This is a genomic window from Clostridium sp. AM58-1XD (genome assembly GCF_003464085.1).
Classification (GTDB): domain Bacteria; phylum Bacillota; class Clostridia; order Lachnospirales; family Lachnospiraceae; genus Lachnoclostridium_A.
The window spans coordinates 1-13670 of record NZ_QSDR01000002.1; the positions used below are offsets into that span (position 1 = coordinate 1).

The following is a 13670-nucleotide window of genomic DNA, read 5'->3' on the forward strand; positions in this document are numbered from 1 at the left end:
CATTCAGTGAAAATACCCTGAAAGCACTTCAGCTTAAGCGTATTTCACCCGATGAGGTTAATCTGACGCCTAAGCTGATTCGCTTCAATCACTAACTAACTTATAAAAATCTGCTGTCGGACTGGAAATAAACTTTTCACATTTATTGAATGTGGCTGGTGGAATTTAGTCTCGCACGCAGAATTCCAGTAGCCCGTTTGCCATGTCCGGAAATCGGATTTTTTATAAGAAGTCAAACTAATTATAGCAGATATCTGGAATCTTTACGTTAAAAACCTGATAATTCAGGCTAAATTTTAAAGACCAGTGGAATTTAGTCCCGCACTGGAATTTACTTTTTCAATTCAGCCATTACAGCGTTTGCCGCGTCGCTTTTCCGACAGAAATCATCAATCTGTGAATTGCAGGAATGGTTTTGATATGTTACAATACCAGACAGAGTTTTTGACGAATATCCGTCGTCCATAAGTTAAACAGTATCAACAAATGTCTTGGGAGGTTATTATGAAAAAATGGGAATCAGTCAGGGAATTTTTGATGATTACAGCAGCAACCATTATCGTAGCGGCAGCCGTGTTTTTCTTTCTTATGCCGAGCCATGTATCGGTAGGGAGTATTTCAGGTCTTGCTATCGTTCTTGGAAACTTTATACCGCTTAAAATTTCAGCAATTACTTTCATCCTTAATATGTTTCTGCTGGTTTTGGGATTTTTGTTTATCGGCAAAGAATTTGGTGCAAAAACAGTGTATACTTCTCTCCTGCTTCCCGTTGCCCTAGCTGTATTTGAAGTGGTTTTTCCAAATAATCAGTCTATCACAAACGACGCGTTTCTTGATATGATCTGCTATATATTCGTAGTGAGCATCGGTCTGGCCATGCTGTTCAACCGCAACGCCTCATCCGGCGGCCTTGATATTGTAGCAAAATTTCTGAATAAATATCTGCATATGGAACTGGGAAAGGCCATGTCACTTTCCGGTATGTGCGTGGCTCTGTCAGCCGCGTTTGTATATGATAAAAAGATCGTAGTTCTGAGCGTGCTGGGAACCTATTTAAACGGAATCGTGCTGGATCATTTTATTTTCGGCTTCAACAGCAAAAAGCGGGTCTGCATCATATCAGAACACGAAGATGAAATTAAGGACTTTATCCTGCATCGTCTCCACAGCGGAGCAACTATTTATGAGGCGATCGGCGCTTATAATAATCAGCCACGTACTGAGATTATAGCGATTGTCGATAAAAGCGAATATTCGATGCTGATGACTTATATTCTGAAAACAGATGAAAACGCATTTGTGACTGTTTATACGGTCAACGAGATCATTTACCGGCCGAAGCGCTGAAAGGAACGTATGAATGAACGAACCAGGCATTGAAAAAATTAGAAGTTTCCGCCTACATTCTCACCATCTGGATTCTGTCTGTCAAAATAATAATATTATGGAGATTGCAGGCGCCTGCGGTCTACAGAATTCACCGCCGGGCGCATGGGAAACTGCTCTCTACAACCGTGTTCCCGGTTGCAGCCTGGCTGAGATGGAATACCTGCTTTATGAAGAAAAATCGCTTCTGCAGGCATGGAGTCTGAGAGGCGTTCCCATCGTCTTTCCAACGCAGGAAAGTGGTGTTTTTCTGGCGGCTCTAGCCGCTGAAAAGGATGAACCGTGGATTTATACTCAGGGTATTTCCCTGGCCCTTGATTTTCTGCACATGGATTTTGATGATTTATTGATACTGCTGGAACAGGTGATACCTCAGTTAGATGAGCAGATGATTGTCAGTAAAAGCTCGCTGGACCAGGTGCTGGCGGAATGGATGCTTCCTCTGCTTCCGCTAGAAAAAAGGGGATTGTGGAATCAGCCTTCCATGTATGGAAATCCTGATGTACAGACAGTCGGCGGTGCCGTCGTCTCTTTTATGCTCAGGCCGTGTGCATTTCAGGGGCTTGTTGTATTCGGCGAGCGAAAAGGAGTCAGCCCTTCTTTCACATCCTACAGGGGATGGACCGGCTGCACGTTTAATGAAAGCAGGACGAAGTCAGAAAAGCTTGTGCAAAAACTTGTAAGGAAATATCTGCACTGTTACGGACCAGCCACTGTCGATACATTTATTAGCTGGCTGGGCTGTTCTGGAAAACAGGGACGGCGCATGTGGAATACGGTGTCGGAAGAAATTGAAGCGGTAACAGTAAACGGAAAGAAGGCATTTATTCTGTCCGCAGATAGAGAGCGTCTATTTTCTCCTGCCTCTTTTGACAGAGAGCTGCTCCTGCTCGGGGGGCATGATCCCTTCCTGGATCAGCGGGACCGTATGGTGCTGCAGCCGGATCGATCACGGCAGCGGCAAATCTGGAAATTCACGGCGAATCCGGGTGCAGTGCTATATCGTGGGGAAATTATCGGGATTTGGACGAATAAAAAGAAAGGCCGCGGTATGGAGGTTAACATGACATTATGGACAGACCTTCCTGATGAACCAAAACTGATCGGCCTGGCTGAAGAATATGCTGCTTTCCGCCGTCAAAAGCTGGCCAGTATTCAGATCCGGCATTAAATAACATGTAAAAAATAAAACCATCAGAATAGAATAAGAGAGTGCTGCAAAAACCATTGTCTTTGATATCAAGTAAAATGACCTGGCTACTGCCCGGAACGGAATCTGGTATCGAAGACATATATGATTCTTTGCAGCACTCTTTTTTCATATCTGACTGAATGCACTATGATTTTCTGATTTACTGAATTTCTCCCCCCGGACCGGCTCCTGGTCCTCCCTCTGGAGCTGGACCAGAGCTGTTGTCAGACGAAGGTTCTTTGACTGCCGCGGTCGTCGGCGGTTCCGTCTTTGGTTCTTCAGAAGGCTTTGCTTCATGAGTCTCTGATGAGCTGTCTGATTCGGACAGACTCGGCTTTTTATCGGAATCCCCTGGTTTAAGCGGACCTGATGTAGGATTCAGACTGCTTCCCGGACCTTCCTGTTCCTCTTCTGGCTCCTGTTCGGTCTCTTGTGCCGTCTCTTCGGTCGATTCTGCCTCGGTGGATTCTTCGGTTGTCTCTTCTTCCGACGTTTCTTCTGTGCTTTCAGGCACGGTTTCCACGGCAGGAGCTTCTGTTTTCTTAGGAACGATTCCGCCTCCTGTTTTATCAGGTGCGGCATTCTTCCCTACATCCTTCAATCCGCTGTCTTCTGCTATTTTATTGCTGATTTTCTTTATAGAAGACGGCGCCGAATATTCCATATCATTGAAAAGCAGCTGGTGAAGCTGAACGACATTGCTTTCGAGGGTGGTCGGAATCACACAGTCCATCTTTCCGATTTTCTTGGATTCCCTGGAAAATGGAAAACCGGTCGCCTCCGTAATGTGGTAGTCTCCCAATTTTTTAGCCATCGGAATCACGTCATCGATACCGATGTTCGTAGAATCTGAGGAAAAACGGTAACAAGTACATTGTTTCGTGTAGCCCAATCCGCATTCTTGGCCTTTTCCATAGCCAGTTCAACGATTTTTCTCTGGCGTGCCGTTCTGTTAAAGTCAGTATCCATCAGACGGAGGCGCGCATATGCGACAGCCTGAACACCGTCCAGATGGTTCATTCCGGCCTTTTTCAGCTGATAGGAACCGACGCCGGTGGAGTTGACTGTTTCCGTTATAAATGAGTTGATATAAGCGAATTCTGCATCCGAAATCTCCACATCTACTCCGCCCAGAATGTTGATTGCGTCCACAACGGCCTTCCAGTTAAAAGTCGCATAGCTGTCGATGCTCAAATCCAGGTTTTCTTCCAGAGCGGCAACTGCCTGTTTCGGACCTCCCTTAAAATATGCTTCATTGATCTTATGGTATTCGCCTTTTGAACTGATCTTCAAGTATGTATCACGGAAAACGGATACGATTTTAACTTCTCCCGTTTTCTTATCAATATTACAGATCATTTCCACATCAGACAAGGAACCCTTTCCCAGATTCCCGTCTCTGGAATCCACACCAAATACAGCAATTGTCCAGTAGCCGTCGTCATTTTTCTTTTTGATTACTGAAAAAATTACGCAGGCAAGAATAATAAGAGCCAGAATCTCGATCATAAGAATAATTCTTTTCTTCTTTTTCCTTCTTCTGGCCGCCTTCGCACGGCTGATTTTCCTGTTTTCAAATTCCTCCTGGTGAGCACTGATAAAATCAGACTCCCTGTTTCTAGAACCGTTCCGCTGCTTTTTCTGCTGTCTGCGCTTTTTCATACGCTCTAATTCATCTTCATATTCGTAGCTCATTTTTTTACTCCACTAATTTTCTATAGTACTGCCAGTCCAGTGCCTTTTCTCCTACCGCCACATTATTGACAGAAGCACTGCTTTCATGGATACATTTGATTTTTCCATTGCTGCCCCATCCAAGGAACATCACTACATGGCTTCCTCGCCGCGCCGAATCAGAATATCTCCCGGCTGAAGATCCTTTGGCGCCACTGCTGTTCCGCAGTTTACAAGGCCGGCCGTGCTTTCTGAAGGCAGGTGGTTTCCGGTAACGGACCAGTATACCCAGCTGATCCATCCGGAACAGTCCAGTCCCTTTCGAATGCGCCCTTTTTTATCCGGTTCCACAATCGAACCGAACAGGTTGCCTGTATAGCCTCTGGCGGATGGCTTGCCGCCCCAGTAATATGGAACCTTTCCCACAGATTCCAGGGCAAAGCGGACCAAATCACGCCGGGTTTGAGAAATGCCGTCGGGAAGCTGCGCCATGTAGGCCGATATTTCTTCCGCGCTGATGGATTGGCCTGGCGCGATATTGGAAATGGATATTCCATAATTTTCAAACCAATCCTGATCCCTTAAAAGCCGTGCGTAATTTCTCATATCATCGCTCCAGCCAGACCAGAATTCATCTTCTGTATTTCCTTTTTGATCCAGAGAAAAAAGGCTCTTTCTTTCATCCATGCCAGTTATCCGTATCGTAATATTTAAGTCGATATGGCCAGGGCATGAAATCTCTTCTTCCTCCTTCGCTCCTTCGGATTCATCGGAAGGTTCCGTCTGGTTTTCTGCAGCGTCTTTTGTTCCTTCAGCTTCGCCAGTTTCTGCACTTAGAAGTACGCCGGGGCCCATAGCCGCCTCGGCCGGTGTAGCCACTGACGCTGCAACTATCTCTGAATTAAGCGAATCCTCCGCTGTCGTTTCTGCCGCCGTTTCTGCCAGAGTTTCAGCCTGGGCTCCTGATTCTGGCGGCGGTTCTGCAGAAGCCGTTTCCGGCGCCAAGGCTCCGGTAGCCTCTGCCGCGATTCCTTTCATCAGCGTATCCAGATCAAATTCCTCGTATTCCTCATCCTCGTCCAGGCAGCCGTCACAGTAATAGACATTGCCCATGCTGACCGTATATGTATGGGAGTCGTTCCACAGCTGTCTGGCGTGTTCCAGGAATGCATGATGATCTTCATAATCATGATAAAAAGTATATACACTGATCATGGAAAGAATATCTTTAAGGTTGGAGTCGCCGGAAAGTTTTTTTCCGTCTCCGTCATAGATTGCCATATTGATTTTTTTCCAGGAATGTATGGTCCAGGTGGATGGATCACTTTTCTTCTGCTTTTCATCATTCCTGTTGTATTTGCCCATCACAGACTCTCTGGACCGTCCCAAATGGCGGGCGGCCTCCTCCGGAGTCATTCCGGTATAGTTGTAAATATTGCCCAGCCAGTCGGCTTCCATGGCCGAAAGCTCTTTATAAATTCTGCCTCCCAAGCTATCCATAGGATTGGAGACATCTGCTCCGTCCTCAAACAGGAAGGCCAGATTAAATTTATCCGCAGCTGGTATAAAAGTTTCTTCTTCCGTTTCACGCTCTGCAGCAGTCTCCTCTTCCACCTCTTTCTGGGCTGCCGGTTCAGAAGTTTCCTGAACCGATATGGCCGGGACTTTCGGCACATACCATTCGGACACCCCAATTGATACTGCTCCTGCAGCGATCATCATGCAGACAGCAACAGCCTGCTGGCTGCGGGGAGAAAGGTCCTTCGTTTTATCTATCAGTCTTTTCAATTGATTCATATGTATGTTCATCTCCGGAATCTCCGTTTTATCATCGAAAAAACAGCCGTAGCTGTCTTGGTTAGTATAACACAGCTGAATGGGAAAAAATAGTGGCAAGAGCTTAACAATTATTAAGATTTTTTTAGTTCATAGAAATATTATGCATATAAAAATTATCCGGCGCAGCTTTCACTCCTTCCGCATAAGATAAAACGCAGGGTATTCACAGAATATTAAGAAAATCATTCGAAAATATCGCAAAAGATATTATTGACGCATGATTTGTCTGGCGCTATAATCTTACTTCATAGGAAATCCTGCTGTTTTACAGTTATTTTTACAGACATGAAACCTTAATGCCAACAGAGATAGGAGAATGAATTATGTGTGGAATTATAGGATATACCGGTCCTTTAAAAGCGAGAATGGTACTACTGGACGGCCTTGCGCAGCTGGAATACCGTGGATATGACAGCGCCGGAATCGCATATTTCGGCAGCGATTCCAGAATTCATCAGATTAAGACAACCGGAAAAGTTTCGAAATTGAAAGAGCTTTGCGGTTCTGCTGAAGAGGAGCTGTCCCACTGCGGAATCGGCCATACCAGATGGGCGACTCACGGCGGAGTTACAGAAGCGAATGCACATCCGCATTCGGCCGGACAGGTGACGCTGATACATAATGGAATTATTGAAAATTATCATCGCCTCACAGAAGATTACGGCCTGGAAGAAAAACTCGTTTCACAGACAGACAGCGAGGTTGCGGCATGGGTGCTGAACAGTCTCTACACGGGAAACCCTATGGAAGCAATTCGACGGTTTCTCCCACTTCTGGATGGCTCTTACGGCTTCTGTATCATGTTTTCTGACCGACCGGGAGAAGTTTATGCCGTCCGCAGAGTAAGCCCCCTTGTAGCCGCTTATACGCACTCAGGATCGCTTGTAGCATCCGATCTTACGGCGCTCATACCATATACGAAATCATATTTCGTAGTTCCGGAAAATCAGATTCTGAAGCTTACGCCGTATCAGGTGACCTTATATGATGAAGACGGAAACAAGGTGGTTCCGGAAATGCTGGAAGTCAACTGGAATATGGATGCCGCCATGAAGAACGGATACCCCCATTTCATGCTGAAGGAAATCCATGAACAGCCCGAAGCTCTGAAAAATACGATTCTTCCGAGAATCAGCCGCGGCCTTCCCGATTTTTTAGATGACGGGATTTCTGATGATCTGTTCCGAAACTGCAGCCAGATCAGAATTGTAGCCTGCGGTACGGCAATGCATGCAGGCATGGTTGCAAAAGCGATTATGGAACCGCTTCTGAGAATTCCTGTTACGGTGTCCATCGCCTCCGAGTTCCGCTATGAAAATCCGCTGATCGATGAACAGACGCTTGTGATCATTATATCCCAGTCCGGTGAGACGATCGACACCCTGGCCGCCATGCGCCTTGCAAAGTCCTGCGGTTCACACACACTGGCGGTTGTCAATGTCAAAGGATCTACGATTGCACGGGAAAGCGATTTCGTCCTGTATACGCATGCCGGTCCGGAAATCGCAGTGGCCAGCACAAAAGCATATTCCGTTCAGCTGGCGGCGCTCTACATGATAAGCTGCCGTATGGCTCTTGCGCGCGGCTGTATGAAGGATGCTGATGGGCGTTCGTTTATGGCTGAGCTCCTGGATTCTATTCCGGCTATGGAGGCCATAATCAAGAAAAAAGAAACTATAAAATCAGTCGTTACGCATCTGATTAATCATCCTGACGCATTCTTCATCGGCCGTGGACTCGATTATGCATTTTCTCTGGAAGGAGCCCTGAAGCTGAAGGAAATTTCCTATATTCACGCGGAAGCATACGCGGCCGGAGAACTGAAACACGGCACGATTGCTCTCATTTCCGATCATGTTCCCGTGATTGCCACCGCAACCCAGGATTCCATTTTCCCTAAAATGATATCGAACGTCCGTGAAGTAAAGGCCAGAGGTGCATTTGTAATTCTGATTGCAAAAGAAAATGCTGTCATTCCTGACGACCTTGCAGACATACAGATCAGAATTCCGGATATGAATGACCGGTTTACTGTATTTCCGATTGCCGTCGTCCTTCAGCTGGTCGCCTACTATGCGTCTCTTCTCAAAGGGCTGGATGTGGATCAGCCGAGAAACCTGGCCAAGTCGGTAACTGTGGAATAATACTTCATTCATACAGAGAATAAAAAAGCAGATATAACCGTTTTAAGACCTCCCGTTGGGAATGGTTTCCGTTATATCTGCTTTTTAATTATTTATTTGTAAGAATGCTTTTTACGGCCGTCCCTATTTAGTTCTCAGCCACTCATCTTTCCTTCTGGCACAGTCCAGAATCATGTCTACGGCACCTTCCATTCCTACAGAGCTGCTGTTGATACATAAATCATAGCTCTGTGCGTCTCCCCACCTTTTACTGGAATAGTAATTGTAGTAACTGGAACGGCGTTTGTCAGTCTTAATCATCATATCCCTGGCCTTTGCCGGTTCGGTCTTGTTAAGCTCCGCCAGACGCTTGATCTTGTCATCTTCATTACCCGTGATAAATACGGTCAGAACGTTGGGATAATCGGCGAGTGCATAATCCGCACACCGTCCTACGATTACACAGGATTCCTCGTCTGCCAGCTTTTTAATTGTATCAAACTGGGCCAGAAAAATCTTGTGGTTGATCGGCATATCCGTATATGCGGAAGTCGTATATCCCAAAGAATACGTATCCATGACAAGGGAATATAAAAAGCTGCTGGTCGGCTTCTCATCGTGGGATTCAAACAGCTCCTTGCACAGCCCGCTGTGTTTGGAGGCCAGATTTAAAAGCTCCTTATCGTAGCATTTAACGCCAAGGCGCTCTGCTATCTTCTGTCCAATCATTCTTCCGCCGCTTCCGCACTGCCTGCCTATGGTAATTATTAAGTTCTTACTCATAAATACCTCTCCTTTCTGTCGTTGCATCATTGTCGTCCACTTATGGATCTATACGGTTATATGCAGTGCATCGAAGTTTATGCCTTCTGCTTTTGATACGCTGCCTATTACTCTTGTAGATATTATACAACAAAATAAGGAAAAAGTACATGAATTATTTCAATTTTTCCAAAAGTTCTTGGAAATAGTCAGGCAATGGAGCAGAAAACTCCATATATTTACCTGTACGAGGATGGATAATGCCCAGAATTCCTGCATGGAGCGTCTGCCCCTGGAGGGAAGGGAAAGGACATTTCGCCGGCCCGTATACCCGGTCGCCAAGCAGCGGATGGTGGAGGCTGGCCATATGCACCCGGATCTGGTGGGTGCGCCCTGTCTCCAGACGGCATTCAATATACGTAAATTGCTGAAAACGCTTGAGGACGCGGTAATGGGTTATGGCATCCCGTCCATTTTTATGATTGACGCTCATTTTTTTTCGGTCAATGGGATGGCGTCCGATGGGGGCATCGACCGTTCCTTCATCCTCTTTAATTACACCATGGACAATCGCATAGTATTTTCTGGTGATGGAATGAACTTTCAGCTGTTCTGCTATGCTGTTATGGGAAAAATCATTTTTGCACACAATTAAAACCCCGGTCGTATCCATATCAATTCGATGGACGATACCGGGTCGCATAACGCCGTTAATTCCGGAAAGGTCCTCTTTGCAGTGGGCCATCAGCCGTTTACGAGCGTGCCGCTGTAATGTCCTGCGGCAGGATGTACTACCATTCCTTTCGGTTTGTTAATCAGTATGATATCCTTGTCTTCATAGATGATATCAAGCATCATTTCTTCCGCTGTGATTTCCGGTTCAGAGGCTTCCGGAACTTCAAATGATACGACATCGCCCTCTTCCATTTTCCAGCTGGCTTTGACGGCTTTCTCATTTACAGACACACCACCTGATTTTATGATTCTCTGTATGTGAGAGCGGGACAAATCATCGCATCTTCCGCTGATAAAGCTGTCCAGACGCAGCCCCTTTTCTGAAGGGCCGGCAGTCAATTCCAGTTTCAACCGTTTGCCCCTCCTTTTTTCAGAGAAAATACTGCAAAATCTTCATCTTTATAATAAGTCATAATCAGTATGGCGAGCATCGCCGCACCTACTGTCACATAACAGTCTGCCACATTAAAAATCGGAAAGTCGATCAGGCTGAAATAGAGAAAGTCCACGACATAGCCCTGAGAAATACGGTCGATCATATTACCTACTGCACCGGCCACGATGCCCAGCACACACAGCCCGAGAGGAAGGTATTTCCTGGAATACGGCAGACGGCAGAAGAAAAATACGGCAGCGGCCAGTACAACAATTGCTACGAGGAAAAAGAAGCCCTGCTTTCCCTGCAGCATTCCGAATGCTGCCCCCCTGTTCTCCAGGTATCGCAGCTCAAAAACGCCCTTCCAGATTACAAGCGGTTCTTTCCCCATCAGATGGGCAACGGCCAGACGCTTTGTCCACTGATCCAGCCCGATTAAGAGGAGAATACCCAGCACAACTCCGGAAAGCTGTTTGATTTTCTGATTCATATGTTCCGCTCCTTATTTTAAAATATAGGAAAGGCCTTTTCTCATCTCTTCTTCGGTTACGGTACGGTCTGTATAAGCGCTGCCGATTTTCTCGAGAAGGACGAATTTTATCACTCCGGCTTCCATTTTCTTATCATTCTTTGTCGCTGTAATAATTGCTTTTGCATCCATATTGGAAACGGATACAGGGATGGAAAAACGGCTGAGCATGGCCTTTAAATGATCGGCCTCCTCCATCGAGATCATGCCTCTCTCAGCAGACATATAAGCGGCAGCCAGGCTTCCGAGACCGACGCAGTGTCCATGAAGCATTTGAAAGCGGCCGAGTTTTTCTATGGCATGGCCCAGGGTATGACCGAAATTGAGGAATGCCCGAACCCCCTGCTCCGTAGGATCTTCTTCCACCACTCTCCGCTTGATCAGATCACTTCCGACAATCATCTGCTCACAAATATCCAGATTACGTGCCGTTATCGCATCAGCCTTTTCCTCCAGAAAGCGGTAATAGTCCCCGTCCTGAATCAGGCCGTGCTTTATAATCTCGCCCATGCCTGCAGAGAACTGCTCGTCGGAAAGCGTCTTTAATACTGCCGTATTGCTGTATACGAGAAGCGGCATATGAAACGCGCCTACCATATTCTTATATGCATCGAAATCGACGCCTGTCTTTCCGCCAATGCTGCTGTCTACCTGAGAAAGCAGAGTTGTAGGATCTGAATGAAGGAAATTCCGCGCAGATAAGTAGCCGCTGCAAAACCACACAGATCCCCGACGACTCCGCCGCCGAGCGCGACCAAAATATCTTTTCTGTCAAATCTGGCAAGGATCAGTGATTCATAAAGCCTGCGGACCGTGTCTAAGTTCTTGTGTTCCTCGCCGGCAGGAAATACAAACGAGGTCACTTCGCTGCAGTGAGGCTTCATGGCAGAGGATACTTCTTCCAGATAAAGGCCGGCTACATTGGAATCGGTCACAATACATACGCGGCGCCCTTCGGTAAATGGAGCCGCCTCTTTTGCGAGCCGGTCAAAGGAATGCTCCAGCACAATATCATAAACAGGATTTTCATTTAAGTGAACAGTTATTCTTTCAGACATGTCTATCAAACCTCCAGTATCTATTTATCTTAACAGTATTTCTGTACAGCCACGAAAACGCGGCCCTTTTTCGTCTCGTTTTGTACGCCCTCATATCGGAAACGGCCCAGCCTCTGACGGAGACAATGTCTCCCTCCTTCAGAGGCGCACTGTTGGAAACAGCCATTTTCCCATTGATAAATACACGTTCGCCTTCGATATATGGAACGATTTTGGAGCGGGAACATCGGTATACGAGAGCCAGAACATTATCCAGACGGACGGAAGCGATACTACCTTCGACCGTCTCGAACGAGGGAGTAAATGACAAATCCACGGGCCTGCATATCTCCGTCTTCACAGAAGTATGGCGCACCCTGGTGAGTTCTCCTCCAATGTATCCGGCCAGATCCTCCATACAGAACATGTAAGTTTCATCTCCAATTAATAAAATATCTCCTGTCTTGCAGCGCTCAATCCCCAGATTCATGACAGAACCGAGATAGTCCCTGTGAGTCAGGTGCTCGGCAAATTTCACATTCAGTGGGGTTAAGCGGATGCAGGAAACAGGAGCTTCAAAATATTCTTCCTCCATATAGGACGGAAGAAAGCAAACAACCTTCCGTTCAGCCATCGGATAACCGCCGGCCATAATATGGCGGACAGGCGGCAGCTCTCGGGCAATGGAATGAAAAATTGTCTGCTCATTTAAATTTAAAAAATCAGTATGTGCCGGAACATCCCGCTGAAAACAAGTTTCGGCCAGTTCCAGTATTCTTTTCTTCAGTAACTGCTCTTCTTTTTCCATATCAGTCTCTTCGCAACCAAATTTTCTGTCTCTTACAGGCGGAGTTTAATTCCGGATACATCCAGATTGCCTCCCGCTGAAGAGAGAAGGTCCTGAAAATCCCCGGATAATTCCACAGAATCCGGCGTAGCAATAAAGATATAATTCGATATCTTCTGCAGATTTCCGTTCATGGAATATGTAGCGCCTGAGGTGAAATCAATAATCCTCTGAGCGATTTCCGTGTGGATACCCTCCATATTCAGAACAACAGCCTTACCGGCCAGAAGATAATCGGAAATTTCCCTGGAATCTTCCATAGTCGTAGGTTTAACGAGAGATACTTCCATTCCGCGCTTCATAGGCACTACCTTACTGTTGCTGGTGGTGGAACGTGGAAGGAAATGAGGTCTTACCGCCGGCTTGTCCTCGTCATCATAGTAATCGTCATCATCTGTATTATTTCTTGAAAACAGGCCTTTCTTAGCCGGTTTTTCATCATCATAGTCTTCATCTAAAAAGTAATCGTCATCATCGTCTTCGCTAAACTTCATAGCATTCACAATTCTTCCAAAAAAACTCATACTGTCTCTCCTATCTCGTACCAAAAATTCCGGTACCAACTCTGATCATGGTTGCGCCCTCCTCGATTGCGACCTCGTAATCACCGGTCATTCCCATGGATAGCACATTCATAGTACCATTATCGATGTTTTTACTTTTGATGTCAACATATAATTGATATAATTTTTTAAAAACTTCCCGATTTTTTTCAGGATCTTCAACAAAAGGAGCTATTGTCATAAGGCCTCTGACTGTCAAATGGGAATATTCGGCAGTTTTTCTAACAGCCGTTTCCACTTCTTCCATAAAAAATCCAAATTTGCTCTCTTCTCTGGCTGCGTTGACTTCCAGCAGGATATCGACATGAAGATTCTTCTTTTGTGCTTCTTCCTCGATCTGTTCTGCAAGTCGGATGGAATCGACGGAATGGATCAGCACCACCTTGTCGATCACCTGTTTCACTTTATTTCTCTGCAGATGACCGATCATATGAAAACGGACATCGTCAGGAAAAAGCGGTTTCTTTTCCAGTATTTCCTGGACTTTATTCTCTCCGAAATCGAGAGTTCCCGTCTTCAGCGCTTCTTCTATCATGGAGCCGGCTTCGTCTTGCTGACAGCAATCAGCGTCACTTCGTCTGTACTTCTTCCTGCCCTCCGGCATGCA

General features: G+C 46.1%; 12 protein-coding genes and 2 pseudogenes. 3 read left to right on the forward strand and 11 right to left on the reverse strand.

The genetic code is table 11. The annotated features are described in order from the left end of the window. Positions 1-504 precede the first annotated feature (504 nt). Complete coding sequence (locus DXA13_RS00990; RefSeq protein ID WP_118241314.1) at positions 505-1347, forward strand: YitT family protein; 843 nt, start codon at positions 505-507, stop codon at positions 1345-1347. A gap of 13 nt (positions 1348-1360) precedes the next feature. Then, positions 1361-2557 (forward strand): winged helix DNA-binding domain-containing protein, encoded by a 1197-nt coding sequence (locus DXA13_RS00995; protein ID WP_118241315.1) that lies wholly within the window; start codon positions 1361-1363, stop codon positions 2555-2557. Between the two features lie 181 nt (positions 2558-2738). On the opposite strand, the gene DXA13_RS21365 is transcribed toward DXA13_RS00995, so the two are convergent. From DXA13_RS21365 to DXA13_RS01005, 4 genes are read right to left on the reverse strand one after another with little or no spacing between them, the layout of a single operon-like run. Continuing rightward, on the reverse strand, positions 2739-3392 hold the full coding sequence (locus DXA13_RS21365) for a hypothetical protein (protein WP_243008908.1): 654 nt from the start codon (positions 3390-3392) through the stop codon (positions 2739-2741). Positions 3393-3397: 5 nt separating this feature from the next. Further along, positions 3398-4273: an LCP family protein gene (locus tag DXA13_RS21370; RefSeq protein ID WP_243008909.1), complete on the reverse strand. Its 876-nt coding sequence runs from the start codon at positions 4271-4273 to the stop codon at positions 3398-3400. A gap of 4 nt (positions 4274-4277) precedes the next feature. Continuing rightward, the gene (locus DXA13_RS22250; protein WP_278287012.1) at positions 4278-4403 is read right to left on the reverse strand and encodes a hypothetical protein; all 126 of its coding nucleotides are present in this window, start codon (positions 4401-4403) and stop codon (positions 4278-4280) included. 2 nt (positions 4404-4405) lie between these two features. Beyond that, positions 4406-6049, reverse strand: a complete 1644-nt coding sequence (locus DXA13_RS01005; RefSeq protein WP_181995483.1) for an NlpC/P60 family protein — start codon at positions 6047-6049, stop codon at positions 4406-4408. 365 nt (positions 6050-6414) lie between these two features. Here DXA13_RS01005 and glmS point away from each other — a divergent pair, with 365 nt between their 5' ends. Further along, positions 6415-8235 carry a glutamine--fructose-6-phosphate transaminase (isomerizing) gene (glmS, locus tag DXA13_RS01010; RefSeq protein WP_118241317.1) on the forward strand — a complete coding sequence of 607 codons (1821 nt, stop codon included), beginning with the start codon at positions 6415-6417 and terminating at the stop codon, positions 8233-8235. Positions 8236-8358: 123 nt separating this feature from the next. Here glmS and DXA13_RS01015 read toward each other — a convergent pair whose 3' ends face one another. The 7 genes and pseudogenes from DXA13_RS01015 to DXA13_RS01045 all read right to left on the reverse strand — a co-directional run bounded on the left by DXA13_RS01015 (position 8359) and on the right by DXA13_RS01045 (position 13598). Further along, positions 8359-8997 carry a cytidylate kinase-like family protein gene (locus DXA13_RS01015; RefSeq protein ID WP_118241318.1) on the reverse strand — a complete coding sequence of 213 codons (639 nt, stop codon included), beginning with the start codon at positions 8995-8997 and terminating at the stop codon, positions 8359-8361. Positions 8998-9151: 154 nt separating this feature from the next. Beyond that, positions 9152-10062 (reverse strand): annotated as a pseudogene (locus DXA13_RS01020) (RluA family pseudouridine synthase). Beyond that, the gene (lspA, locus tag DXA13_RS01025) at positions 10059-10577 is read right to left on the reverse strand and encodes a signal peptidase II (protein ID WP_118241319.1); all 519 of its coding nucleotides are present in this window, start codon (positions 10575-10577) and stop codon (positions 10059-10061) included. The pseudogene DXA13_RS01020 and the gene lspA overlap by 4 nt, the downstream one beginning before the upstream one ends. A 12-nt stretch (positions 10578-10589) precedes the next feature. Continuing rightward, positions 10590-11674, reverse strand: a pseudogene (gene aroB, locus DXA13_RS01030) (3-dehydroquinate synthase). Continuing rightward, positions 11667-12461, reverse strand: coding sequence for a YlmH/Sll1252 family protein (locus DXA13_RS01035; RefSeq protein ID WP_243008910.1), 795 nt, complete (start codon positions 12459-12461; stop codon positions 11667-11669). The pseudogene aroB and the gene DXA13_RS01035 overlap by 8 nt, the downstream one beginning before the upstream one ends. A gap of 32 nt (positions 12462-12493) precedes the next feature. Then, complete coding sequence (locus DXA13_RS01040; RefSeq protein ID WP_118241320.1) at positions 12494-13024, reverse strand: cell division protein SepF; 531 nt, start codon at positions 13022-13024, stop codon at positions 12494-12496. Between the two features lie 10 nt (positions 13025-13034). After that, the gene (locus tag DXA13_RS01045) at positions 13035-13598 is read right to left on the reverse strand and encodes a YggS family pyridoxal phosphate-dependent enzyme (RefSeq protein ID WP_347559637.1); all 564 of its coding nucleotides are present in this window, start codon (positions 13596-13598) and stop codon (positions 13035-13037) included. Positions 13599-13670: the final 72 nt, after the last annotated feature.